This is a genomic window from Variovorax gracilis (assembly GCF_030317115.1).
GTDB lineage: Bacteria > Pseudomonadota > Gammaproteobacteria > Burkholderiales > Burkholderiaceae_C > Variovorax > Variovorax gracilis.
The window spans coordinates 284,870-309,657 of record NZ_JASZYF010000001.1 but is presented as its reverse complement, the minus strand read 5'-3'; the positions used below and the strand labels follow the sequence as shown (position 1 = coordinate 309,657).

The window sequence follows — 24,788 nt, the reverse complement described above, 5'->3', positions numbered from 1 at the left end:
TCAATGAACGACCGCATCGAATCGATCCGCCACGCCGACGGCGTGGTCGAACTCCACCTCGCACGCGCCGACAAGATGAACGCGCTGGACCCCGCCATGTTCGATGCCCTCATCGACGCCGGCACCCGCCTGTGCAACGACGCCAGCGTGCGCGCCGTGGTGCTTGCGGGGCGCGGCAAGGCGTTCTGCGCGGGACTCGACATGCAGTCCTTCGAGCGCATGGGGCAGGGCAGCGGTGGTGGGGTGGTCGGCTCGGGCTCGGTCGGCAAGGACCTGCTTGAACGTACCCATGGCATCGCCAATGCCGCACAGCAGGTGGCAATGGTGTGGCGCGAAGTGCCGGTTCCGGTGATCGCCGCGGTCCACGGTGTCGCCTTCGGCGGCGGACTGCAGGTGGCGCTGGGTGCGGACGTCAGGCTCGTCGCGCCCGGAACGAAGCTGTCCGTGATGGAGATCAAATGGGGCCTGGTGCCCGACATGGCCGGCATGGTCCTGATGCGCGAACTGGCGCGCAACGACGTGGTGCGCGAACTCACCTTCACAGGCCGGATTTTCTCGGGCGAGGAGGCTGTGGCGATCGGCTTCGCCACGCGCCTGGCGATCGACCCGTTGGCCGAGGCGCTGGAGATGGCGCGCGAGATCGCACGGAAGAGTCCCGATGCGATCCGTGCCGGCAAGCGCCTGCTGAATGCGGCCATGGGGCAGAGCGCGGCAGACCTGCTGCTGGCGGAGTCGGTCGAGCAGAAGGCGCTGATCGGGAGCGCGAACCAGACCGAGGCCGTACGCGCCAACATCGAGAAGCGTCCGCCGCAGTTCGGCAATCCTCGGTAGCCCGCGCGCCGGGCGCTGGCATCAGGCGCCGCGAAAGTTCAGCCACTCTTCCGTCGGGGCCCGGTCGCTCACGAGCGCGTTCACCGGATGCTCCGCGTCGCGGTAGCCGATCGCCATGCCGCAGAACAACATGCGCTCGGCCGGCATCTCGATCGCCTTGCCGACGGTGGTTGGGTACACGGCCCAGCACTCCTGCGGGCAACTGTCGAGGCCTTCCGCGCGCAGCAGCAGCATCACCGTCTGCAGGTACATGCCGAGGTCCGACCACTGCGGCGGCCCCATCGTGCGATCGACGGAGCAGAAGAGCGCCATCGGTGCACCGAAGAAGTCGTAGTTGTTCGCGAACCAGCGGCGGCGCGCCGCCTTGTCGTCACGCGGGATGCCCAGGCGTGCATACATCGCCTCGCCGACCTGGAAGCGGCGGTCGCGCCAGGGTGCCCGCAGGCTGGGCGGGTAGATGTCGTACTCGGCGGGCTCCGGCTCACCGTCGGCAAGGCGCTGGCGCATGGTCGCCCTCAGACTGGCAAGCGCGTCGCCCGCGAGCACGTCGATATGCCAAGGCTGCAGGTTGCCTCCCGAGGGCGCCCGTGCCGCCATCGTCAGGATCTTGCGGATCGTCTCTCCATCGACCGGCGTCGGCAGGAAGGCTCGAATGGAATGGCGGCTGGCGACGGCTTCCTGGATGTGCATGGGCTGGCTCGAAGTGGGTCGGGCGAGTTTAAGCAGGCCGTAAGGCAGCGAGCGCCATACTCCCGAGGTGCCCATGTACCTACTCCATCGCTTGGCAGCGCAGGTGCTGCCCGTCGCCGTCACCGGCGGTTCGCAGGTTGACGCCGTGCGCGTGCTCAACCTGGCCGGCCATGTGAAGGCGGAGATTCCCAGGCCCGTGCGGACCCTGGACGGCTACGAGCAGCCGCCGGCCACGGTCACCGAGATCACCTCGCTCGGGCGCAGCATGCTCCGGCGATTCCCCCTCAAATAGCGCGATGGATGCGCGCCCCTGAACGGGGCGCCTCCGCGCCATTGCGGGGCGCAAGAACCCAGCCGTAAATGTCCTATTGACGGGACAACCGAACGCCGTGACCATCGGTCCCCATGTCCCAGATGCCGCTGCCGAAGTACCACCAGATCTATCTGCTGTTGTGCGAGCAATTGGCTGAAGGGCGCTTCGTCGACGGCTTGCCCGGCGAATTCGCACTGATGGAGGAGTTCGGCGTCGCCCGCGTCACCGTACGGCGCGCGCTCGAGAAAATGGCTGCCGATGGCCTGATCTCGCGGGAACCTGGCCGCGGGACCCGGCCCATCGGCGCGCCCATGGCGGCGTCCATCGCGCAGGGCGCCCCCGGCGTGCAGCGCGCCCATCTCGGCGGCCTGCTCGAAAACCTCGTGAGCATGGGCCTTCGCACCTCGGTCAAGGTGATCGACGTGAAGACCATCACCGCATCGGCCAGCGTCGCCAGCGCGCTGCAACTGCAGCCGGGCGACCCGGTGCAGAAGGCCGTGCGCGTGCGCTCGACCCGCGAAGGGCCGCTCTCCCACATCACCACCTACGTCCCGGGCGACGTCGCCCACAAGTTCGGCCGGCGCGAACTGGCCCGCAAGCCCATCCTCGTGCTGCTAGAAGAAGCCGGCGTGCAGGTCGGCCGCGCGCACCAGACCATCACCGCGCGCTTGGCCGATGCCACGCTGGCGCAGCACCTGGACGTTTCGGTCGGCTCGGCGCTGCTGGCAGTGCGGCGCCTGGTCTACGACGCCAACGAGCGCCCGGTGCAATGGCTGCACGGCTTGTACAGGCCGGACCGCTACGCCTACGAGATGCAGTTGTCCCGCGTGGGCGGCATCGACGCCAAGGTGTGGGTCAGCAAAGAGCTTTCCGCCCAGTTCATCTGATCAATAGCAACCCCCGAGGAGTCCCCATGGAGAATCGCCGCCGCTTCCTGTCGCAGACCGCCGTCATCGGTACGTCGATCGCCTTTCCGCTGGTCGGGGGCGCGCAGCCCAAGCCGGTGCGGGTCGGCGTGCTGCATCCCGTCACCGGTGCGCTCGCGTACTCGGGGCAGCAGTGCCGGCTTGGCGCGCAGATGGCGATCGACGACATCAACCAGGCGGGCGGCATCAAGTCCATGGGCGGCGCCAAGCTCGAAGCCCTGCTGGGCGATGCGCAGTCGCAGCCGCAGGCCGGCGCGGCCGAGGTCGAGAAGATGAACGAGGCCGGCGTCTCGGCGATCGTGGGCGCCTTCGCTTCTGCGATCTGCCTCGCGACCACGCAGGCGGCGGCCAAGTACAACCTGCCGCACGTGGTCGATGTCGGCGTGGCCGACCAGATCGTGGAGCGCGGCTTGAAGAACACCTTCCGCTTCGGCCCTGGCTACAAGAAGTCGACCGAAGTCGCGATGGCCAACCTGCTCGTGCTCAACAAGGCCGCGGGCAACCCCGCCAAGACGGTGATGATCATTCACGAGGAGTCGCTGTTCGGCTCCGGCACGGCACAACTGCTGTCGCGCGAGTTGCCGGGCTACGGCTTCGACGTCAAGGAAGTGGTGAAGCACGCGAACCCCACGCGCGACTTCAACAACATCGTGCTGCGCATGAAGTCCATCAACCCGGACATCGTGATCCCAGCCAACTACTACAACGAATACGCGCTGCTGGTGCGCACGATGCAGCAGCAGAAGGTGCAGCCCAAGGCCATCTTCTCGGTGCTGGGTGGCGCCGCGTCGAGCTACAAGTTCGTCAAGGAGTTTCCTGACGCGGCCAACGGCATCATTGACTGCAACCACTGGTTCAACCCGAAGGACAAGCGCTCCCAGGAACTGCGCAAGCGGGTCGAGGCCAAGGGCCAGTTCTTCAGCTACGAGGTCTTCATGACCTACACGGCCATGGCGCTGCTGGCGGATGCGCTGGAGCGGGCGAAGTCGAGCGAACGCGCCGCCATCATCGATGCGCTGGAGAAGAGCACCTTCTCGAATCACATCATGCCGTACGGGCCGACGAAGTTCGTCAACGGCCAGAACGAAGGCGCGCAGCCGCTGATGACCCAGGTCGTGAAGAACGACATCAAGGTGATCATCCCGCGTGACTTCCGAGAAGTGGAGCCTGTCTTCCCGCTGCGCGCCGCCTGAGCCGGACAGGCACGCAGGATGTTCGACTTCAGCATTCTTTTCCCGTCGGTGCTCAACGGCCTGACGACCGGCGCGGTCTACGCGCTGATCGCGCTGGGACTTACGCTGATCTACGGCGTCCTGCACATCATCAACTTCGCGCATGGCGCCAGCCTGATGCTGGCGCTGTACGCGGTGTACTTTCTCAAGGAGCGCTGGGGCATCGACCCCTACCTGGCGCTGCCCATCGTGATCCCCGGCATGTTCGCGCTGGGCTACGGCTTGCAGCGCATCGTGATCAACCGCGCGGGCCACGGCAAGGACGAGAACATCCTGCTCGCCACGCTGGGCATCGCAATCGTGATGGAGAACCTCGCGCTGCTCTTCTTCAAGTCCGACACGCGCAACATCGACACCGCCTATTCGCTGAGCACGGTCGCCATTGGCCCGGCGATGATCGCCGTGCCCAAGCTGGTGGCCTTCGCGGGCGCGCTGGCGGTGTCGGCGGCATTGTTCTGGATCATGGGCCGCACCGACCTGGGCCGCGCCATCCGCGCCGTGGCCAAGGAGAAGGAGGGCGCCAAGCTCATGGGGATCGACGTCGACCACGTCTACGCAATGAGCTTCGGCATCGGCCTGGCCTGCCTCGGTGCAGCGGCCTGCTTCCTGCTGCCCGCGTACTACGTGAACCCGCAGGTGGGTGGCGGCTTCGTGCTGGTGGCCTTCACCATCGTGGTGCTCGGCGGCATGGGCAGCTTCGTGGGCGCACTGCTCGGGGGCTTCCTGGTGGGCGTGGTCGAGTCGCTGGGCGGGCTCTACCTGGGCGAGTCGCTGGGGCAGATCGGCATCTTCGCGATCTTCATCGGCGTCGTGCTGTTCCGGCCCGAAGGCATGTTCGGAGCCAAGGCATGAGCGCGGGCAGGATTTCCGGCAGCGGGCTTCGGCACCTGGGCGGCATCGCGGTCTTCGCGGTGCTGGTGGCATGCCTGCCGCTCGCGACCGCGTCGGGCGTGGCGCTCAACTTCGTGATGATGGCCTTGTACGCGACGCTGATCGCGCAGGCCTGGAACATCCTCGGCGGCTTCGGCGGGCAGTTCTCCTTCGGCCACGCGCTGTTCTTCGGCACGGGGGCGTACATCCAGGCCATCGCGCAACTGCAGGGCGGCATCAATGCGTGGGTGGCGCTGCCGATGGCGGTGGCGGGCAGTGCGGTCGTCGGGTTGTTCGTGGGCGCGCTCACCTTTCGCTATGGGCTCAAGGGCTCGTACTTCGCACTGGTCACGCTGGCGTTTGCGGAGGTGTTCCGCATCGTCGCGCTGTCGGTGCCCTTCACGGGCGGCGGGGTCGGGCTCATGGTGCCGCTGCGTGAATCCGCCGGCAATCTTCAGTTCGCTTCGCGCGCCGGCTACATGTGGGTCGTGCTGGCCTTCGTCACGGCCGCCTTGCTCGTGACCTGGTGGCTGCGCAACGGCCGCTTCGGCGCCTACCTGCAGGCGGTGCGCGACAACGAGGATGCGGCGCGCGCCGTCGGCGTGAACCCGTTCCGCGTCAAGCTGGCGGCGATCGGCATCTCGGGCGCCTTCATGGGTGCGGCCGGCGCGTTCTACGTGCAGGTGTTCCAGTACATCGATCCGGGCATCGCCTATGGCGCAGGCACCTCGGTCGAGGCGCTGGTGGCGGCCATCGTCGGCGGCATGGGCACGCTGTGGGGCCCGCTGCTGGGCGCGACGGTGCTGCACGTGCTGTCGGATCTCACGCGCAATCTGTTTGGCGAACTGCCGGGCATCAACATGGTGATCTATGGGGTGGTGCTGGTGCTGATCGTGATCTTCCTGCCTCGCGGCATCGCGGGTCTGGGCCTCTCGGTCCGCCAGTGGTGGGCAGGGAAGGGGGGGCGCCATGGCTGAGCCGCTTCTCGCGCTGAGTTGCATCTCGCGCTCCTTTGGCGGACTGAAGGCCGTGCAGAACGTGAGCCTCGCCGTCAACGAAGGCAGCCTGAGCGCGCTGATCGGCCCCAACGGCGCGGGCAAGACGACGCTGTTCGCGCTGATGTCCGGCTTTCTCAAGCCCGACACCGGCACCGTGCGCTTCGCCGGGCAGGACATCACCGGCCGGGAGCCGCATCGCAACGCGCTGCTGGGCATGACGCGCACCTTCCAGATCGTCAAGCCCTTCGCGGCGCAGACGGTGCGCGAGAACATTGCAGTCGGCGCGCACCTGCACGTGCGGGGCCGCGGCGCCGCGTTGCTGCGCGCGGAGGAAGTGGCGGCGCGGGTCGGCCTCGCGACCCAGCTCGACAAGCCGGCATCCGACCTCACGGTGGCCGGGCGCAAGCGGCTGGAACTGGCCCGTGCACTCGCGACCGAGCCGCGCCTCCTGCTGCTCGACGAAGTGCTCGCGGGCCTCAACCCGCAGGAGATCGCCGAGATGATGCCGGTGGTGCGCGGCATCGCCGACGGCGGCGTGACCGTGCTGATGATCGAGCACGTCATGCAGGCCGTGATGCACCTGGCCGAGCACGTCTGGGTGCTGGCGCAGGGACAACTGATCGCCGAGGGCAATCCGGCGCAGGTCACCTCGAACGACAAGGTGGTCGAGGCCTATCTCGGCCATGGCACGGCCGCAAGATTGCGCAAGGCCGCTGCCGGCGCGGCGCAGGGAGTTCCGGCATGACTGCATTGCTCGATATTCGTGCGCTGCGCGGCGGCTACGGTCGGGTCGAAGTGCTGCGCGGCGTGGACCTGCAGGTCCACGCCGGCGAGATGGTGGCGCTCCTGGGCAGCAACGGCGCCGGGAAATCGACCTTGAACAAGATGGTCTGCGGCCTGTGCCCCTCCTGGAGCGGCACGGTGCGCTTCGACGGCGAGGACCTGAGCGGCGCGCACTACCGTGAGGTGGTCAAGGCCGGCCTGATCCAGGTGCCCGAAGGCCGCAAGGTATTCCCCAACCTCAGCGTGCTGGAGAACCTCGAGCTCGGCTCCTTCACGCGCGCCCGGGAGCGCCGCGCGGCCAATCTCGACAAGGTGTTCGGCATCTTCCCGCGGCTGAAGGAGCGCATCCGCCAGAACGCCGGCACCATGAGCGGCGGCGAGCAGCAGATGCTCGCCATCGGCCGCGGCCTGATGGCCGAACCCGTGCTGCTGATCCTCGACGAGCCTTCGCTCGGCCTGTCGCCGCTGCTGGTCGAGGAGATGTTCACGCTGATCCGCCAGTTGCGCGACGGCGGACTCGCGGTGCTGCTGGTGGAGCAGAACGTCGGCCAGTCGCTGGAAGTCGCCGACCGCGCCTACGTGCTCGAGAACGGCAGCGTGCGCTTCTCCGGCCTGCCGCAGGAACTGCTGGGCAGCGACGAACTGCGACGCGCGTACCTGGGCCTTTGAGCCCTCGAGACTTGAAAAGAAAAGGAGACATCGTGAAACGCCGTCACATCCTCGTTTCGTCCGTGGCCTCGGCGCTGTCGGGCTGGGCCGGCGCGCAGATGGGGGCGCCCGTGCGCATCCTGGTCGGTGCGCCGGCCGGCGGCTCCACCGACACGCTGGCGCGCACGCTCGCGGCCAGCATGAGCCCCGCCCTCGGAAGGACGGTGATCGTCGAGAACCGCCCCGGCGCGGGCGGCAACATCGCTGCCGATGCGGTCGCCAAGGCCGGGCCCGATGGCAACACACTGCTGATGAGCTTCACCAGCCATGCCATCAACGCGACCCTCTACCCCTCGCTGCCCTTCGACCCGGTGAAGGACTTCACCGCACTCACCGCTGTCGCGACCTCGCCATCGATCCTCGTCGCGCATCCGTCAGTGCCCGCCACCCATATTCGCGACCTGATCGCGCTCGCCAAGGCCAGGCCGGGAGAACTCAACTTCGCGATCGGCTCGGTGGGCTCGTCGCTGCACATGGCGGGCGAAGCGTTCAAGATGCAGTCGGGGGTCAATATCGTGAACATTCCCTATCGCGGCACCGCACCGGCGGTGCAGGACGTGCTCGCAGGGCAGGTGCAGCTCATGTTCGCTGCCGTGGGCAACGTGCAGGCCCATATCCAGGCCGGCAAGCTGAAGGCGCTGGGGGTGACGACCGCCCAGCGGTTGCCCGCGTTCCCGGACGTGCAGGCCATCGCAGAGGTGCTGCCGGGTTATGAATCGAGCGCGTGGTTCGGCCTTTTCGGTCCAGCCCGCATGTCGCCGGAGCTGACGCGAAAGATCAGCGATGCGGCACGCCAAGCGATCCGGCAGCCCGAGATGCAGAAGCGGCTGGAGACCGAGGGCGCCATTCCGGTCGGCAATTCGCCGAAGGAGTTCTCGGCCTTCGTGCAGGCCGAGATCAAGCGATGGGCGCAGGTCGTGAGGTTCTCGGGAGCCAAGCCGGAATGACCGCCATGGCCCTCGTCCGCACCAACCCGGCCCAGACGCTGGCGCAGAAGCTGATCGCGCGTGCGAGCGGGCGCGACAGCGTGTCGGTGGGCGAGATCGTGACCTGCCGGGTCGACATGGCGATGTTCCACGACTCCTCCGGTCCTCGGCGCCTGAAGCCGATGCTCGAGGAACTGGGCGCGCAGATCTGGGACCGCTCACGCGTCGTGCTCGTGATGGACCACTACGTGCCCGAGCGCGACGACGACTCGCGTCGAATCGTCCGCATCGCCCGCGACTGGGCGCGGGACCAGCAGCTGCCGCACGTCTATGACAGCCAGGGCATCTGCCACGTGGTGGTGCCGCAGCACGGCCACATCCGGCCCGGCATGCTGTGCGTGGGCGGCGACTCGCATTCACCGACCGGCGGGGCCTTCGGGGCGTACATGTTCGGCATCGGCAGCACCGAGATGCTCGGCGTGATGGTCACCGGCGAAATCTGGCTGCGCGTGCCCGAGACGATCCGGATGTGGTGGGACGGTGCGCTGCCGGCCGGCCTGACCGCCAAGGACATGATGCTGCACATGATCGGCCGCTTCGGCATGAACGGCGGCCGCTACCAGGCGGTCGAGTTTTGCGGCCCGGGGGTGGTGGCGCTGTCGATGCAGGAGCGCATGACCCTGTCGAACATGAGCGCCGAGCTCGGCGCGCAGGCCGGACTGATCGCGCCCGACGCCACCACGGCCGCTTTCCTGGCGGATGCCGGGGTGCCCGAGGTCGACATGTCGCTCTGGTTCACCGACACCGACGCAGACTTCACGCGCCATGTTTTCGACGCGGCCACGCTGGAGCCCCAGGTCGCGGCGCCGCACAGCCCGGCCAACGCGCATGGCGTGAGCCAGTGCCTCGGTACGCATGTCGACGTTGCCTACATCGGCGCGTGTACCGGCGCCAAGCTCGACGACCTGCGGGCAGCCGCCCAGGTGCTGCGCGGCCACAAGGTGGCCAGCGGCGTGCGCTTGATCGTCGCGCCGGCCAGCCTGCGAGACCAGGAGCAGGCGCGCGAGGAGGGCGTGCTGCAGGCGCTGATCGATGCCGGGGCCGAACTCTTCCCCACGGCGTGCGGCGCCTGCTCGGGCTATGGCGACCCGATGGGCGACGGCATCACCGTCATCTCCACCACCGCGCGCAACTTCAAGGGCCGCATGGGCTCGGCCACCGCGCAGGTGTATCTGGGCTCGCCGTACACCGTGGCCGCCGCTGCATTGCGCGGCCGCGTGACCGATCCGCGCGAGGTGCTCGCATGACGGTCCCGGCAACGCACCGCGTCTGGCGCCTCGGCCCTGACATCGACACCGACTTGCTCGCTCCCGGCCACGCGATGAAGCACGGCATCGACCGCATCGCGCAGCACTGCCTCGAGGCCGTCCGGCCCGAGTTCGCGCACGAGGTGCGTCCGGGCGACGTCATCGTGGCGGGGCCGAACTTCGGCATTGGCTCCTCGCGCGAGCAGGCGGCGGCCGTGCTGGTGAAGATGGGCATCGCCGCCGTCATCGCGCCGGCCTTCGGCGGGCTGTATTTCCGCAATGCGTTCAACCTGGGCTTGCTGCTGTTGACTTGTGCCGAAGCCGAGGCGCTCGGCGAAGGCGACCGCATCGCCATCGACATCGCAACCCCCGCGGTGATTGCGCCCGATGGCATGCGCCTGGCTTGCGAGTCGGTGCCCGTCTTTCTCATGGACATGGTCCGCGCCGGCGGCCTGATGAATCAGCTACGCCAGCGCGCTGGCAAGGAACCCACCAATGCCTGACCCTTCTACCCCGAGCGGGACCGCGATCGATGCCGTCACCCTGGCCGTGCTGCGCGGCCGGCTCGAACAGGTGGCCGACGAGATGGATGCGACGCTCTACCGCAGCGCCTTCAATCCCATCATTGCCGAGGCGCACGATGCCTGCCACGGCCTCTACGACGCTGCGACCGGCGACACGCTGGTCCAGGGCAAGTCCGGCCTGCCGGTGTTCGTGGGCGCCATGGCTTTCGCGGTGCGCGCAACCGTGATGGCAGCCGAACCCCGCGGCGGCATGCGCGACGGCGACATCTGGATCAGCAACGACCCCTACGACGGCGGCACACACGCCAATGACTTCAAGCTGGTGCGGCCCTTCTTCCGCAGCGGCAAGCTCTACTGCCACATGGCATCTGCCGCGCACTGGCACGACGTCGGCGGCGCGGTGCCCGGCAACTACAACCCCGCCGCGACCGAATGCTGGCAGGAGGCCGTGCAGATTCCGCCCGTGCGCATCGTGCGCGACGGTGTGCTCGATCCCGACGTGCTCGCCATCCTGCAGGCGAACACGCGGCTGCCCGACAGCCTCTGGGGCGACCTCAACGGCCAGTTGGCCGCGCTCGAACTGGGTGCGAGGCGGTTGAATGGACTGCTCGACGAATACGGCGACGACCTGGTGCTGCAAGCGCTGGGCGAATTGCGCAGCCGGGCTCTGCGCCTGATGCGGTCGCACATCGCGTCGCTCCCTGACGGGCGCTACAGCTTCGAGGACGTGCTCGACAACGACGGCATCACCAACGAGCCGCTGATCATCGCGCTCGACATGACCGTCGCCGGCGATCGCCTGCTACTGGATTTCTCTCGCACCTCGCCGCAGTGCGCGGGCCCGGTCAACATCTCGCGCGCCACGGCCGTAGCCGCCTGCTACGTCGCGCTCAAGCACCTGTTTCCCGACGTGCCCGCCAATGCCGGCGTGCTCGATGCGGTCGACTTCGAGATCCCCGACCGGCTCGTGATCAGTTGCGAGCGTCCGCGCCCTGTCGGCGGCTACACCGAAACCATCCTGCGCATGATCGACGTGATCTTCAGCGCCGCCGCCAAGGCCGACCCGACGCGTGCGGTCGCACAGGCCTACGGCACCATCAACGCGCTGTCGATTGCGGGCCACCGCAGCGACAAGGGCCGCGAAGGCCAGCGCTGGGTGATGTTCAGCTTCTTCGGCGGCGGCCATGGCGGGCACTCGGGCGGCGACGGTCTCTCGCACGGCAACGCACCGATCTCCACCGCCACGATTCCGCCGCTCGAGATCCTCGAGGCCGCGTATCCCGTTCGCTTCACCGAATGGTCGCTGCGCGCCGACTCAGGGGGCGACGGGCAGTTTCGCGGCGGGCTGGGCGCCGTCTATGAAATCGAACTGCTGGAGAAGGACGCCGAGGTGTTCGTCTTCGGCGAGCGCGGAACCTCGCCGCCCAAGGGCATCGCGGGCGGCGGCGCGGGCGCGGTCAATGTCTTTCGCTACGAGAACGACGGCGCCTGGCATGAACCGCCGATGGTCTCGAAGATGCGTGGCATCCGTCTGGCGCGCGGCGAACGTGTGCGGCTCGAAACCCCCGGCGGAGGGGGCTGGGGCAGCGCCGCAGAGCGCCATTCCAAGGAGCGGGAACAGGACCGTGCCATGGGCTATGTGACGGCCGGCACCGACCCGAAGAAGAAGGCGGCCGCATGACATCCGCTGGTCAATCACTCGAATCCCTTGTCGTGGGCGTCGACGTCGGCGGCACCTTCACCGACCTGTTCGTGCTCGACGAGGCGAGCGGCACGGCGCGCATCGTCAAGGTGCCGTCCACTCGCGGCGAGGAAGCGCGCGGCTTCATGAACGGCGTGGCACGCGTGGCGGACTCTGCCGCGGCGATCGCGACCATCGTGCACGGCACCACGGTCGGTACCAACGCGCTGCTCGAACGCAAGGTGGCACGCACCGGGATCATCACTACGCGCGGCTTTCGCGACGTGTTGGAGATGCGCCGCCGCGACCGGCCGCAGACCTGGGGCCTGCGCGGCAGCTTCGTCCCGGTCGTGCCGCGCAACCTGCGCCGCGAGGTGGACGAGCGCGTCCTGGCCGACGGCACGCTGCACACGCCGGTGGACCTCGACCAGGTGCGGGCCGAAGCGCGCGCGCTGCTGGCGGCGGGCTGCGAGGCGTTGTGCGTGTTCTTCATCAACACCTATGCCAACGCCGAGAACGAGCGGCTCGCAGTCGCGGCGGTGCGCGAGGTCTGGCCCAACACGCACGTCACGTCCGCGAGCGAGGTGTTGCCCGAGATCCGCGAGTTCGAGCGCTGCTCCACGGCCACGCTCAACGCAGCGTTGCAGCCCGTGGTGGGTGGCTATCTCGAGCGGCTCGAAGCCGACTTGCGCGGGCAGGGCTTCCACGGCGAGCTGCTGGTGGTGCAGAGCAACGGCGGCGTGATGTCGCGCCAGACCGCGAGCGAGCTGCCGGTGCGCACCGCGCTGTCGGGTCCGGCGGCGGGCGTGATCGCTTGCGCGGCCATCGCCCGCGCGGCGGGCTTTCCCAACGCGATCACGGGTGACATGGGCGGCACCTCCTTCGACGTGTCGCTGGTCGCGAATGGCGAGGCCGCACTGGCAGCGCAGACCGCGATCGAGTTCGGCATGGTGATCCGTTCGCCGATGATCCAGATCGAGACCATCGGCGCGGGCGGGGGCTCGATCGCCTCGGTGGACGCGAGCGGCATGCTCCAGGTCGGGCCCGAATCGGCCGGCAGCGTGCCGGGGCCTGCGTGCTACGGACGCGGCAACATGCGGCCCACCGTGACGGACGCGAACGTGCTGCTCGGCCGCATCGCCGCCGACCGGCCCTTGGGTGGGGGACTGCTCGCCGCGCTGGATGCGGACAAGTCGCGCCAGGCCATCGAGGAACACGTGGCGCGGCCGCTCGGCCTGGACGCGCATGCCGCGGCCGAGGCCATCCTGACCGTCGCCAATGCACGCATGGCGGGCGCCATCCGCCTCGTGTCGATCGAGCGCGGCCACGATCCGCGCCGTTTCGCCTACATGCCCTTCGGCGGCGGCGGCGCGCTGCATGTGTGCGCGATGATGCGCGAGGTCGGCGTGGCGACGGGTATCGTTCCGCGCTATCCGGGCGTGACCTCCGCGCTCGGCTGCGTGATCGCCGACATGCGCCACGACGCGGTGCAGACCCTCAACCGGCCGCTGACCGATCTCGACGTGGCCGACCTGCAGCGGCGCATCGACGAACTCGCCGCCAGTTGCCAGCAGCGCCTGGACTCATCGGGGGTGCGTTTCGACGAGGTGCGCGAAGTCGTCGCGCTCGACATGCTCTATGCAGGCCAGACGCACACCTTGCCGGTACTGCTGCCCAATGCACACGGCGCGCCGCTGACAAGCGATTCCATCCGCAGCGCGTTCGAGGCGAGCTACACGGCTGCATTCGGAAGGGTGCTCGATGGCATCCCCATCCGCGTCATGAATCTGCGCTACGCACGCATCGGCGTGCGGCCGAAGTTCGACCTGGCCGTGCTCGCGCCCGAAGGTGCCGGCAGCATCGCACCGCTCGGCACGCAGCGCGTGTTCCACGATCGGCGGTGGCATGAAGCGATGCGCTACGCGCGTCTCGAACTCCCGGTCGCGACGCGGATCGATGGACCCGCGATCCTTGAGCAGGCGGACACGACGGTATGGCTGGAGCCGGGTTTCCATGCCGAGGTCGATCCCCACGGCAACTTGCTGGTGAGGCTGTCATGAGCAACAGCGTGCACACCGCGGGCCACAGGACGGCGTTGCTCATCATCGACCTGCAGAACGACTTTCTCCATTCCGACGGTGCCTATGCCCGCGGCGGCGACAGCAATCCGCCCGCGCTCTTGCTGCCGTCCCGCGCAGCCGCCGTCGCGCGGGCGCTCAAGAGCGCCGGCGGCATGGTGGTCGCGAGCCAGTTCACGCTGTGGCCGGACGCGGCCGGCGAGCCGATGGTGTCGCCGCATCTCAAGGCGCTGCGGCCCTATCTGGCAAAGGGCGACTTCGCGCCCGGAAGCTGGGGCCAGGCGAACGTCGACGAACTGGCGGGCCTGATCGACGTGGCGGTCAGCAAGGTCGCGTACTCGGCTTTCTTCAACACGCAGCTCGACTGGGTGCTGCGGCGCGCCGGCATCGACACGGTAGCCGTGTGCGGCATCGTCACCAACGGCGGTGTCGCCAGCACGGTGCGCGATGCGCACATGCGCGACTACCGCACGCTGGTGCTGGCTGATGGCTGTGCAGCCTTCGGCGAGGAACGGCATCGGATATCGCTCGCCGACATGCGGAACGTGGCCGAGGTCACGGACTGCGAGGACTTCATCGAGACGCTGGCATGACGAAAGCGACAACCCTGAAGGCGAACGGGCTGCGGCGCGGGATCCGCCGGGCATCGCACGTGAACGCCGAAGTGCACGTGGGCGTCGCGATCGTCGGCGGCGGCGCGTGCGGACTCACGGCCGCACTGATGCTGAACGACGCTGGCGTCGAGTGCGTGGTGCTTGAACGCGATGCCGTGCCGGGCGGCTCGACCGCGCTGTCCTCGGGCTTCATCCCCGCACCGGGCACGCGCGTGCAGCACGCATACGGCGTGACCGACGACAGCCCCGCGCGCTTCGCCGCCGATATCCAGACCAAGGCACACGGGCGGGCGCCGCCGGCATTGGCAGCGGCGTATGCCGCATCGATCGGGCCGGCGCTCGATACGCTGCAGGCACGGCATGGGCTGGATTGGATTCTTCTCGACGGCTTTCTCTACCCGGGCCACAGCGTCCGCCGCATGCATGCGCTGGCGCCGAAGACGGGTGCGGCCCTGATGGCAAGCCTTCAGGCAGCCGTGGAGGCCGCGGGCATCCCGGTGTTGACGCAGGCGGTGGTCGACACGCTGGTGCTCGACGCCGCGGATCGTGTGATCGGCATCGACTACGAGCGGCCGGACGGCCAGCGCGAGACGCTGGAATGCGATGCGCTGCTTTTGGCCTGCAACGGCTTCGGGGGCAACGCAGCGATGGTGCGTGCGCTGTTGCCCGACATGGCGGACGCGGCCTTCGGCGGCCACGTCGGCAACGACGGCAGCGCCATCCTCTGGGGCGAGGCGCTGGGTGCCCGCCTGCGCGACCTGGGGGGCTACCAGGGGCATGGCTCCTGGGTCACGCCGCAGGGGGCGTTGATGTCGTGGGCCGTGATGATGGAAGGCGGTGTGCAGATCAACCGCGAAGGGCGGCGTTTCCACGACGAGACGCAGGGCTACTCCGAGGCGGCCGTGCAGGTGCTGGCGCAACCCGGCGGCATCGCGTGGAATGTGTTCGATGCGCCGCTGCTCGCGCTGGCACGGGGCTTTCCGGATTTCTGCGAGGCAGAGGCGGCCGGCGCGCTTCGCCAGTGCGACACGGTGTCCGACATGGCCGCGTGCATCGGTTGCGAAGAGGCGGAGCTGCGCCGCACGCTGGAGGGCTTGCGCGACGGCACACGGCAAGCCGATGGACGCGTGTTCGCTCGCGGACTGGATGCGCCGTACTTCGCCGTGAAAGTCACGGGTGCGCTGTTCCACACGCAGGGCGGGCTCGACACCAACTCCGACATGCGCGTTCTTCGAGAGGACGGCAAGCCCTTCGCCAACCTGCTCGCGGCCGGTGGCGCGGCAGGCGGCGTGTCGGGCAATGCCGTGTGGGGCTATCTCTCGGGCAACGGGCTGTTGAGCGCGGTGGCCGGCGGCTACATCGCGGCCCGCACGGCGGCCGCACTGATCCATCCGATGAAGGCACCCCATGCCCAATGAGACTTTGACGGCCCGCCTGTCGTCGACCGACATCGTGCTGGCGCCGGGCGTCTATGACGCGCTGAGCGCGCTGGTGGCCGAACAGGCCGGATTCGAAGCGCTGTACCTGTCCGGCGCTTCGATCGCGTACACGCGCCTCGGTCGGTCGGACATCGGCCTGACCACCTTCTCTGAAGTGGCCGACACCCTCGCACGCATCACCGAGCGCGTGAGCCTGCCGGTGATCGTCGATGCCGACACCGGCTTCGGCAACGCGCTGAACACGCAGCGCACTGTGCGCGGCCTGGAGCGCGCCGGCGCGGCGATGGTGCAGATCGAGGACCAGACCTTTCCCAAGCGATGCGGCCACCTCGACGGCAAGGCGGTGGTGCCGGGGCGCGAGATGGTCGGCAAGCTCAAGGCCGCACTGGACGCGCGCACGTCGCACGAAACGCTGATCCTCGCGCGCACAGACGCCGTCGCGGTCGAAGGGCTCGATGCCGCGCTCGACCGGGCGGAGGCCTATCTGGACTGCGGCGTGGACGCGCTGTTCATCGAGGCCCTGCGTTCGCCCGAGCAGATGGACGCGGCGTGCCGCCGCTTCGCGCACCGCGTGCCCTTGCTCGCGAACATGGTCGAGGGCGGCAAGACACCGGTACAGGACGCCGATGCGTTGCAGGCCCACGGCTTCCGAATCGCCATCTTCCCGGGCGGCACCGCACGCGCGGTGGTGCACACGCTGCAGGGCTACTACGCTAGTCTTCACCGGCACCGCACCACGCAGCCGTGGCGATCGCAGATGCTCGACTTCGACGCGCTGAACGAGGTCATCGGCACGCCGGAGCTGATGCGCACGGGCCGGAAGTACGAGTAGGCGTGCGGGGGGAGCGCGACCGCATACAGTCGAGGCATGCGTTTTCATCGACCCAAAACATCCGAATCCATGCATCGGCAGCCGTCCGGCTCGCATCCCATTCGCCATGCAACGCTGGGCCTTGCCTGCTGTGCACTGACCATCGCGCTCGTCGGTTGCGCGACCCAGCCGGCTCCGGCGTCGTCCGGCCCGTCCAAGGCGTCGACGCCGGCTTCATCGAAGGCAGGCACACCGGTCGAACCGAAGACCGCGACGAAGGCCTCGACAACGAAGAAATCCGCAAAGAGCGACTCCCGCGCCAAGCCAGCCGAGCCTCAGCCGACAGCAGTGTCAAAGGCGGATCGCACCTTCCTCCGGCCTGCGGGCGGGGCGGTCATCGCACGCTTCGACGGACGCGGCAACAAGGGCGTGGACTTCGCTGGATCGAAGGGCGATCCCGTGCGCGCCGCGCGCGACGGCAAGGTCGTCTATTCGGCAGTCGGACCGCGCGGTTATGGACAACTCGTCATGATCAAGCACGATTCAGCCTATGTGACCGCCTACGCGCACAACAGCCAGTTGCTTGTGAAGGAAGGGCAATCCGTCAAGCGGGGCCAGGTGATTGCCCGCATGGGCGACACGGAGGCCAGCCGCGTCAAGCTGCATTTCGAGTTGCGCAAGAACGGCAATGCGGTCGACCCGGCGCTTTACCTTGAATCAGCCGATGCTTCAGCGAGCCGGGAACGGGATCAGCGCGACGAGCAGTGAGGCGCCGACGCTTCAGAGGCGGAGTTCGCGCAGCACCATGTAGGCGCCCAGCAGCGCCAGGCCGGCGAAGAAGAAGTGCCTGAAGACAGGCACCGGAAGCCGCATCCGCACCCACTGGCCGAGCGCCATCCCGGCGATCGCGGGGACCAGCATGACGAGAGAAGCGCCGAGCAGGGGCGTTGAATAGCTGTCCTGCCCGGCCAGGGCAAGGCCCAAGGCGACGGTCGAGGTGGTGAATGAAAGACCCATCGCCTGGATCAATTCATCGCGCGACAGCTCCAGCGACTGCAGGTAGACCACGGCGGGCAGCACGAACACGCCGGTCACTGCGGTGATGCCTCCCGTCACGAGGCCTGCGAGCGGGCCGAGCCACCGTTCATGCGACGCTGGAATCTTGAGGGGCCGTCCCAGCAGCCCCCAGGTCGCATAGCAGATCAAGCACACGCCCAGCGCGACCGAGGCCTCCGCGCCTGCGGGCGCGCCAAGGCACCACGCCCCCACGAGCGTGCCGGCGACGATGCCGGCCTGCATGAGCCCGAGGCGGCGCGTGAGCCGCCGCAGCGTCGCCCAGGGCTGCAACTGCCAGACGTTCGTCACGAGGGAGGGCACGATCAGCAGTGCAGCCGCAGCGGCGGGCGGCATCCACACCGCCAGCAGCGCCATCGACAGCGTGGGAAGCCCCAGGCCGATGACGCCCTTGACGGTGCCCGCCAGCGTGAAGACTGCGGCGACGAAGGCCCATACCGCGATGCCTTGACCCGAGAATGCGACAAGCTCCGTATTCGACATGGGCCCCAGTTTCGCGAAAAGGCCGACGTCCGAAAATGCGGAAGTCGCGTACCTTGCCTCAGTCCCAGCCTGAGGATGCCGTGCTACTGTCGTCGCCATGCGATTCGACCTCACCGATCTGCGGCTGTTCGTGCACATCGTCGATGCCGGCACCATCACCAACGGCGCTGCGCAGACGCACATGACCCTGGCATCGGCCAGCCAGCGCGTGCTCGGCATGGAGGGCGACCTCGGCACGCCGCTGCTGTTGCGCTCCAGGCAGGGCGTGCGGCCGACCGAGGCCGGGCACACGCTGGTTCATCACGCGCGGCTCGTGCTGGAGCAGATGGAGCGCCTGCGCGGCGAACTGGGCGAATACGGCGGCGGCCTGCAGGGCCACGTCCGCCTGCTGTGCAACACCTCTGCAATGACGGAGCATCTGCCCGAGGCGCTCGGCTCCTTCCTGGCGCAGCATCCGCGCGTGTCGGTGGAGTTGGAAGAGCAGGGCAGCACCGACATCGTCGATGCCGTTCGCGCAGGGCTGTGCGACATCGGCATCGTGTCGGACGCGGTCGACGTCGAGGGCCTGCAGGGCTTTGTCTTTCGACGCGACGACCTTGTGCTCATCGTGCCGCGCGGCCATGCACTGGCGCGCAGGCGAAGGGTCGCACTGGCCGAAGTGGTCGATGGCCGGTTCATCGGGCTGGCGGAGGGAAGCCCGCTGCAGGAGCATGTCGCGCTCCATGCCAGGCGGCTGGGAAAGAGGCTGAACTATCGCGTGCGCGTGAGCAGCTTCGAAGCCGTATGCCGCATGGTCGGACAGGGGATCGGCGTGGGCATCGTGCCGCGAGCGGCGGCGGACCGATCACCTTCGTTGATGCACTTCCGCCGCATCGCCATCGCGGAGGCGTGGGCTGCGCGCTGCCTGCTGGCCTGTGTGCGCGAAGTCGATGCGCTGCCGTTGAATGCACGCCGCATGCTGGAGCACCTTCTTGCGCAGGCGCCTGTCAGTACGCGACCGTGACGATGTGAGCCTGGATCTTTCCATCGACCGGCCCGGCGCCGAATCGCTGGGCGATGGCTTCCGCGCATGCCGACGTCGCCGCAAGCAGGTCGGCGCCCGCGCGAGCCTTGATCTCGTTGCGCAGCGGTGTCCCCTGGCAATAGGCGGTGGCCGCATCGCGCGCCGACGCCGCGCGGCTTCGCGCCGCTATCGTCTCGAAGGCGGGTATGACGGCGAACCCCGCGCCTGCGAGGTCGCGCGAGATCGCGATCCGGTCGGAATAGCCGTGGGGCGTTCGGGCCATGAAAAGGGGCGGGTCGTCGGGAAACAGCGCCCCGAGCGCCTGCGTGACGACATCGGCGAACTCGTTCTCCTCGATGCAGTCCCACACGTTGAACAACAGGGTGCCTCCGGGACGCAGCACGCGCCGGGCCTCGGAAAAGGCACGCACCTTGTCCGGAAAGAACATCACTCCGAACTGGCAGACGACGAGGTCGAAGCTTGCGTCGGCATAGGGCAATTGCAGGGCGTCGGCCTGCTGCCACGTGACCGGGCGCTGCGTACCGACGGCCGCGGCGCGATCGAGCATGGGCTGGTTCAGGTCGGTCGCCACCAGCTCCACATGGGCGGGCAAGGCGCGGGCCAGGGCGCGGGTGACCACGCCGGTGCCGGCGGCGGTCTCCAGGACGCGTGACGGTGCGAGCGCGACCGCGCGTTTCGCGAGATCTTCGGCATAGGGTTCGAAGATCAGCGGCACGAGGGAGTTGTCGTAGAGCTCGGGGATCGAGCCGGCGAAGAGGGTGTCCGAAGCAGATCCGTCCATGAACCATCCTTTCTCGAGACCTGCCGCTGAATCGCGCATCTTAGTTTCGTTTCCCGGAATGCCAGTCCGGGGTGGGCAAAGCGCCTACAACGCTTGACGGACAGCGCTCACCGGGCAGCGAAGCTGCGCTGCCTACGCTTCATGTCCATGAGCAAAGCCATCATTGCTTTCGTGGGTGCGGCCGCGTGTTACGCCGGGGTTTTCGCGGAGGAGCTGAAGCTGCCTCTGGACAGCGACGAGAAGGGAACGGTCTACGTCAATCCCAACCTGTCGCCGACGGAGACGGCGGTCAATGCCAAGGGCGCGACCCTGGGGGTGGAACGGCCTGACGGAAGCGGCGTGTCCGGCGGCGTCGACACCTCGAAGGAGCGCCCCACGTATTCCCTGGGCGCCAGCACGGGCGGCAAGCGCTCCTACTCCGCAGGCGCCTTCTCGGACGGAAAGAACAACGCGGGCGTCAAGGCCGGCGTGACGATCAAGTACTGATTACTTCCTGAAAGTCGATGCCGGCATCCGGATCTCGGTGAGCTTCCAGTCGACGAATCCGCTGCGCTCGAAGACCAGTCCGAGGCGCTCCGAATTGGGCTCGTCAGTTTTGGCGGGGTCCACGGCGTAGGCGGTCATCTTGCTGGCGCCCTGGCGGTCGATCACCCAGCGGGCCTTCTTTTCAGGGGCCGGCGGGCTCGATGGCCGGGTCTCTCCATCGGCCGGGGGCACCCTGTTTTCAGTTGGAGGCACAGGACCGGACTTGGCCAGGTGCCCGTTCTTCATGGCGGCCATGACGGTCTCGGGGCGCACCATCGCGTCCACCAGCTGATTCACCACGCCCAGCCCGATCAGGCTTCCCAACGAGGCAAAGGGATTGCTCGACTCCTGCGTGCCCAGCTTCTGTGCCACCAGGGCGGAGAACTGGCCCTTCAGGCTCTCTCGCACCTTGGGATAGTCCACATGGGCGTTGAAGGTGTCGGCGTCACCGTTCTGCGCTGCCGTCTGCAACTGCCGCACGGCCATGAACGGAGACCAGTACCAGTAGGCGGCAAGGGCGGCCAGGATCGCCAGGCCTGCCGCAAGAACAAGACGTCTGCTTTTCATGCCGCGATTCTGCACGGTGCAAAAAAAACGGCCCGCTCGAGGCGGGCCGTTTCGATACGCGATGGCAGTGCGCGCGTCAGGGGACGTTGGTCGTCGTCATCTGGAAGGGCTTGCCGTGGGCCGACATGTCCATCGCTCCGCCGTACTCGATGTTGTGCGTGACACCACCGGCCGTGGTCGGCGTGACCGCGCAGCCATTGGGCCGCGGACATGCGCCGCCGTCCGAGAAGATCACCGGTCCGTAGCGGTAGTTGCGCACCGCCTTGCCGGCATGGTCGACCACGCTGGTCAGGTAGCCGGCGTTGGCGAAGTTGTCCGCATCTTCCACCGCGATCGGGTCGACCAGGCGCGTGTCCTGCAGGGTCCGCACGATCGTGCCGCTGTTGCCGTTGCTGGCGAAGCGAACCCACGAGACCTTGCGGTCGCCGCGCGACGCCACCAGGATCTGCTGGTTCAGCGGCTCGATGCTCGCACTGGGCTCACCCTTGGAGGTACCCAGCGAGGTCGGATTGCGGCCGATGCCCGTCACGGTGCCCACCTCGGCAATGGCGCTCGCCGTCGGAGCGGGCGAGGCCGCCCGGCCGCCTGGCGCATAGCCGTCGAGGCTGTAGATGTGCAGCGTGCCATCCTGCGTCGCGATCCAGGCGCGTTGCGGGTTGCCGAAAATGGTGGTCTTCACCGCCGTCGGCTTGGCCCCCAGCGACACCGTCTTCACCACCGTCGGAACCTGCGACGGCGTGTTGGCGAAGGTGTACGGCCATTGGCTGTCGCCCTGTCCCAGGTTGCTCGTCTGCGTCACGTTGGCGCTGAAGTAGACGCCGTTGACCTGGTTGAAGAGCGGCTTGAGGTCGATGAAAGCGGCCTTCTGCTCCGACTTGGAGATCACCACCGCCACACCGCCCTTGGCGTAGCGGCCGGAATGCACGCCAGAGCCGGCGAACTTGCTCCAGTTGCTCGACAGCGGCGTGTTGTCGTAGCCGACAAAGTCCGCGCCACTGAACGTCTGGAACTGGTCAAGACCCGTGGTGGCCGCGATTTCGGTCGGCGCATTCATGCCCGGCAGATCGATGTAGCCGAGGATCTTCATGAACACGATGCTGCCCATGTTCGGCAGGCCGGGGTAGGGCGCCATCCACTCGTTCCACCACTTGTAGTAGGCCTCGTACTTGACGTTCCCGACGGTGTGCGACGAGGAGTTGTACGGGTCGCAGCCATCGCACAGGCCAGCCAGCGCAATGACGGCAACCTGGCCCTTCAGCGCGGTCGTGTCCCAGACGGTGACCAGCGCGAATTCGCTCTGGTTCGTCATCGCGATCGCGGTCGGCACCTTGTTGGCCGGCAGTTTCACCGAGGCCTGGTTGGTGGCCGTGTTGCTGCCCGCGGTGGCGATCACGCCGTTCTGGTAGGCCACCAGGCTCTCGTTGCAGAAACCGGAGCGGCCCGTGCAGCGTCCCACGGCGATCGGATCGCTCGTCGCCAGGCCCGAGGCCTTGTAGCTGAGCGCGTTGATGCTGTCGATGCCGCCACCGGAGACGGCGGCGCGCGTCCAGCCCAGCTGCGGCAGTTGCGCGAAGGTGTTGAACATGTAGCCCGACACCTGGAAGTCAGCCACCCCGATGCGTTGCGTCGGGTTGTCGGCCACGAAGACCATGTTGGCCTGGTTGGTCGAGTAGGCGCCCGGGTTCGCGGACGGCGGGCCACCGACCTGCCAGTAGAACGGATGGGTGGGCGCCGGCGACGCGAGCCGCGTTGCGGCATCCCGCGCATACAGCGTCGGCAGGCCGCCGTTGCCCACGCCATAGGCGGCGGCGCTGGGGCCATAGCGGTACTCGATGCCGTCCGCCTTGCTCAGTTGCGCAGCCGTGTTGCGGTACGAACTGGCGATCACGTTGAAGGAAGAGTCGACGACGTCGCCGACGATCGGGGTCGGCGCGGGTGCGGGTGCAGGTGCCGGGGCCGGGGCCGGAGCCGGAGCCGGAGAAGGCGCCGGAGCCGGAGCCGGTGCGGGTGCCGGAGCGGGAGCCGGAGCCGGAGCGCCGGCCGTCGCGGGCGCTTCGCAAACTCGGGGTGCGGGCACGCCCGGATTGCCGAAGATGTCGACGTGGCACATGACGCCCATGTTGGCCGGGACGCCCATGGTTCTCCAGTTGTTGCCGCTGCCGAAGCGCACTTCCGTGTACTTGGGCAGGGTGAAAATCTGACCCTCGTTCGCCACGCGGACGTAACCGGACGGAGCCGGAGCGGGCGCAGGTGCCGGTGCCGGAGCCGGAGCGGGAGCGGGAGCGGGAGCCGGGGCAGGCGCCGGAGCGGCCGCATCGTCAGTGCCCGTGACGCACACGCGGGGAGCCGGCACGCCGGGATTGCCGAAGATGTCGACGTGGCACATGACTGCCATGTTGGCGGGGATGCCGGAGCTTCTCCAGCTGGTGCCGCTGCCGAAGCGCACATCGGTGTACACCGGAACTGTGAAGATCTCGCCCTCTTTGGCGAGTTGAGTGACCTTCTGGGACTTGCCGGACGATTTGGTACCCGTTGCCGAGGCCTCGGTCGAATCGGCGACCAGCGTGCCATTCACATCCGAACCAGCGACGGTTGCAGCGCTTGCGTTCAAGCCAGCGGCACCCAAGCCGCTGTCGTTGCTGCTCCCACCCCCACAACCTGCCAAGGTTCCCGCTGCAATAAGAAGCAGTAGAGAACTTTTATCTATTGATTTCAAACAAAAAACCTCAAGTTTTTAAAAGATGACGGTTTGTACGTGGGATGGTTCCTACGCGGCAAGCGTTCTTTCAAATCCTTTCTTAATGTGTATTTGTTCTCAAGGGCGCTGTTACATCAGTTGTAGACGGTGACGACTATTTGGCGAACTTCTTGCCTAATTGAAAGATTTGCATGTAACCGTCGGCAACACAATTTCAACTGCTTTCATCTGGCGAAGTGGTGCTGGAGGGGTCGGTTTGGGCGTGCGGGCAGGTGCCTCCCGACAGCCCTGGCCGCGCCGTTGGCCTACACGGGTTTCCGATGCCGCTGGCACCCCGATTTGGTGCAAAGGCCTAAGGTTTCCGGCCGAAGGAGATCTCGGATGAGCCAATCGAACCGGGCTGTCGAAGCGCCGATGCACACACGGACGGTGCTGACGGCGGCGCTCTGCGCCCTTGCCCTGATCGCATGCACCGACCGTGCCGGCAACGAATCCGCCAACAGGCAACTCGATTCGGCCGCCGACAAGACCGAACAGGCGGCGGTCGCTGCCGCGCGAAAGGCCGCCGAGCTGGCCGAAGTGGCGCGGGACAAGACCAGGGCCTACGTCACTTCGCCCGAGGTGAAGGAGGACGCGGCCGCAGTCAAGAACGCTTTGAAGAACATGGGCACGGCGGTGGTTTCAACCACGGATGATGCGGCGATCACGCTGGCGGTCTCTTCCGCGCTCGCCAAGGATGCCGAACTGAGCGCGACCCGTATCGATGTCGAAACCAGGGGCGGAACGGTGCGGCTGGCGGGGCCGGCACCGAACGCGGCCGCCAAGGCGCGGGCCGGCGACATCGCCAGGACGGTCAACGGCGTCACGACGGTCGACAACCAGTTGGTCGTCGGTCCCGGTTGAGC

General features: G+C 67.8%; 25 protein-coding genes. 20 read left to right on the top strand and 5 right to left on the bottom strand.

All coding sequences use genetic code 11. The features are described 5' to 3' along the window. Nucleotides 1-3 precede the first annotated feature (3 nt). On the top strand, nt 4-831 hold the full coding sequence (locus QTH97_RS01470) for a crotonase/enoyl-CoA hydratase family protein (RefSeq protein ID WP_286566207.1): 828 nt from the start codon (nt 4-6) through the stop codon (nt 829-831). Nucleotides 832-852: 21 nt separating this feature from the next. Here the strand turns inward: QTH97_RS01470 and QTH97_RS01465 are convergent, their stop codons facing one another. Continuing rightward, a complete protein-coding gene (locus tag QTH97_RS01465; RefSeq protein ID WP_286567063.1) occupies nt 853-1,521 on the bottom strand; it encodes a nitroreductase in 669 nt (222 codons plus the stop codon). A 73-nt stretch (nt 1,522-1,594) separates the two neighbouring features. Here QTH97_RS01465 and QTH97_RS01460 point away from each other — a divergent pair, with 73 nt between their 5' ends. The 16 genes from QTH97_RS01460 (at nt 1,595) to QTH97_RS01385 (ending at nt 17,499) form a co-directional block, all read left to right on the top strand. Next, nucleotides 1,595-1,813 carry a hypothetical protein gene (locus QTH97_RS01460; protein WP_286566206.1) on the top strand — a complete coding sequence of 73 codons (219 nt, stop codon included), beginning with the start codon at nt 1,595-1,597 and terminating at the stop codon, nt 1,811-1,813. Between the two features lie 113 nt (nt 1,814-1,926). After that, nucleotides 1,927-2,721, top strand: coding sequence for a GntR family transcriptional regulator (locus QTH97_RS01455; protein WP_286566205.1), 795 nt, complete (start codon nt 1,927-1,929; stop codon nt 2,719-2,721). 26 nt (nt 2,722-2,747) lie between these two features. Beyond that, complete coding sequence (locus QTH97_RS01450) at nt 2,748-3,953, top strand: ABC transporter substrate-binding protein (protein ID WP_286566204.1); 1,206 nt, start codon at nt 2,748-2,750, stop codon at nt 3,951-3,953. A gap of 18 nt (nt 3,954-3,971) precedes the next feature. Next, nucleotides 3,972-4,844, top strand: coding sequence for a branched-chain amino acid ABC transporter permease (locus QTH97_RS01445; RefSeq protein ID WP_286566203.1), 873 nt, complete (start codon nt 3,972-3,974; stop codon nt 4,842-4,844). Then, nucleotides 4,841-5,839, top strand: coding sequence for a branched-chain amino acid ABC transporter permease (locus QTH97_RS01440; RefSeq protein WP_286566202.1), 999 nt, complete (start codon nt 4,841-4,843; stop codon nt 5,837-5,839). Before QTH97_RS01445 ends, QTH97_RS01440 begins: the two co-directional genes overlap by 4 nt. Then, a complete protein-coding gene (locus QTH97_RS01435) occupies nt 5,832-6,605 on the top strand; it encodes an ABC transporter ATP-binding protein (protein WP_286566201.1) in 774 nt (257 codons plus the stop codon). The genes QTH97_RS01440 and QTH97_RS01435 overlap by 8 nt, the downstream gene beginning before the upstream one ends. Beyond that, entirely contained in the window at nt 6,602-7,312 is a 711-nt protein-coding gene (locus QTH97_RS01430) for an ABC transporter ATP-binding protein (RefSeq protein WP_286566200.1), read from the top strand. Before QTH97_RS01435 ends, QTH97_RS01430 begins: the two co-directional genes overlap by 4 nt. A 32-nt stretch (nt 7,313-7,344) precedes the next feature. Further along, nucleotides 7,345-8,298: a tripartite tricarboxylate transporter substrate binding protein gene (locus QTH97_RS01425; RefSeq protein ID WP_286566199.1), complete on the top strand. Its 954-nt coding sequence runs from the start codon at nt 7,345-7,347 to the stop codon at nt 8,296-8,298. After that, the gene (locus tag QTH97_RS01420) at nt 8,295-9,584 is read left to right on the top strand and encodes a 3-isopropylmalate dehydratase large subunit (RefSeq protein WP_286566198.1); all 1,290 of its coding nucleotides are present in this window, start codon (nt 8,295-8,297) and stop codon (nt 9,582-9,584) included. Before QTH97_RS01425 ends, QTH97_RS01420 begins: the two co-directional genes overlap by 4 nt. Further along, nucleotides 9,581-10,087 carry a LeuD/DmdB family oxidoreductase small subunit gene (locus tag QTH97_RS01415; RefSeq protein ID WP_286566197.1) on the top strand — a complete coding sequence of 169 codons (507 nt, stop codon included), beginning with the start codon at nt 9,581-9,583 and terminating at the stop codon, nt 10,085-10,087. The genes QTH97_RS01420 and QTH97_RS01415 overlap by 4 nt, the downstream gene beginning before the upstream one ends. Continuing rightward, on the top strand, nt 10,080-11,789 hold the full coding sequence (locus QTH97_RS01410; protein WP_286566196.1) for a hydantoinase B/oxoprolinase family protein: 1,710 nt from the start codon (nt 10,080-10,082) through the stop codon (nt 11,787-11,789). Before QTH97_RS01415 ends, QTH97_RS01410 begins: the two co-directional genes overlap by 8 nt. After that, nucleotides 11,786-13,849: a hydantoinase/oxoprolinase family protein gene (locus QTH97_RS01405; protein ID WP_286566195.1), complete on the top strand. Its 2,064-nt coding sequence runs from the start codon at nt 11,786-11,788 to the stop codon at nt 13,847-13,849. Before QTH97_RS01410 ends, QTH97_RS01405 begins: the two co-directional genes overlap by 4 nt. Beyond that, nucleotides 13,846-14,460 carry a cysteine hydrolase family protein gene (locus QTH97_RS01400; RefSeq protein ID WP_286566194.1) on the top strand — a complete coding sequence of 205 codons (615 nt, stop codon included), beginning with the start codon at nt 13,846-13,848 and terminating at the stop codon, nt 14,458-14,460. The genes QTH97_RS01405 and QTH97_RS01400 overlap by 4 nt, the downstream gene beginning before the upstream one ends. Then, nucleotides 14,457-15,899, top strand: a complete 1,443-nt coding sequence (locus tag QTH97_RS01395; protein WP_286566193.1) for an FAD-dependent oxidoreductase — start codon at nt 14,457-14,459, stop codon at nt 15,897-15,899. The genes QTH97_RS01400 and QTH97_RS01395 overlap by 4 nt, the downstream gene beginning before the upstream one ends. Continuing rightward, on the top strand, nt 15,889-16,752 hold the full coding sequence (locus tag QTH97_RS01390) for an isocitrate lyase/PEP mutase family protein (protein ID WP_286566192.1): 864 nt from the start codon (nt 15,889-15,891) through the stop codon (nt 16,750-16,752). Before QTH97_RS01395 ends, QTH97_RS01390 begins: the two co-directional genes overlap by 11 nt. A 327-nt stretch (nt 16,753-17,079) precedes the next feature. Continuing rightward, entirely contained in the window at nt 17,080-17,499 is a 420-nt protein-coding gene (locus tag QTH97_RS01385) for a M23 family metallopeptidase (protein ID WP_286566191.1), read from the top strand. A 12-nt stretch (nt 17,500-17,511) separates the two neighbouring features. On the opposite strand, the gene QTH97_RS01380 is transcribed toward QTH97_RS01385, so the two are convergent. Beyond that, nucleotides 17,512-18,288: a sulfite exporter TauE/SafE family protein gene (locus QTH97_RS01380; protein ID WP_286566190.1), complete on the bottom strand. Its 777-nt coding sequence runs from the start codon at nt 18,286-18,288 to the stop codon at nt 17,512-17,514. A 97-nt stretch (nt 18,289-18,385) separates the two neighbouring features. Between QTH97_RS01380 and QTH97_RS01375 the strand changes: the two genes are divergently transcribed. After that, entirely contained in the window at nt 18,386-19,291 is a 906-nt protein-coding gene (locus QTH97_RS01375; RefSeq protein WP_286566189.1) for a LysR family transcriptional regulator, read from the top strand. Here the strand turns inward: QTH97_RS01375 and QTH97_RS01370 are convergent. Next, complete coding sequence (locus tag QTH97_RS01370; protein ID WP_286566188.1) at nt 19,275-20,093, bottom strand: class I SAM-dependent methyltransferase; 819 nt, start codon at nt 20,091-20,093, stop codon at nt 19,275-19,277. The two genes, QTH97_RS01375 and QTH97_RS01370, sit on opposite strands and share 17 nt — an antisense overlap. A 147-nt stretch (nt 20,094-20,240) precedes the next feature. Here QTH97_RS01370 and QTH97_RS01365 point away from each other — a divergent pair, with 147 nt between their 5' ends. After that, on the top strand, nt 20,241-20,579 hold the full coding sequence (locus QTH97_RS01365; protein ID WP_286566187.1) for a hypothetical protein: 339 nt from the start codon (nt 20,241-20,243) through the stop codon (nt 20,577-20,579). On the opposite strand, the gene QTH97_RS01360 is transcribed toward QTH97_RS01365, so the two are convergent. Together QTH97_RS01360 and QTH97_RS01355 are read right to left on the bottom strand one after the other, a co-directional pair. Continuing rightward, nucleotides 20,580-21,185, bottom strand: coding sequence for a DUF2939 domain-containing protein (locus QTH97_RS01360; protein ID WP_286566186.1), 606 nt, complete (start codon nt 21,183-21,185; stop codon nt 20,580-20,582). It abuts the gene before it with no gap. Nucleotides 21,186-21,261: 76 nt separating this feature from the next. Continuing rightward, nucleotides 21,262-23,796 (bottom strand): hypothetical protein, encoded by a 2,535-nt coding sequence (locus QTH97_RS01355; protein WP_286566185.1) that lies wholly within the window; start codon nt 23,794-23,796, stop codon nt 21,262-21,264. Between the two features lie 468 nt (nt 23,797-24,264). On the opposite strand from QTH97_RS01355, the gene QTH97_RS01350 reads away from it, so the two are divergent. Continuing rightward, complete coding sequence (locus tag QTH97_RS01350; protein ID WP_286566184.1) at nt 24,265-24,786, top strand: BON domain-containing protein; 522 nt, start codon at nt 24,265-24,267, stop codon at nt 24,784-24,786. Nucleotides 24,787-24,788 lie beyond the last annotated feature (2 nt).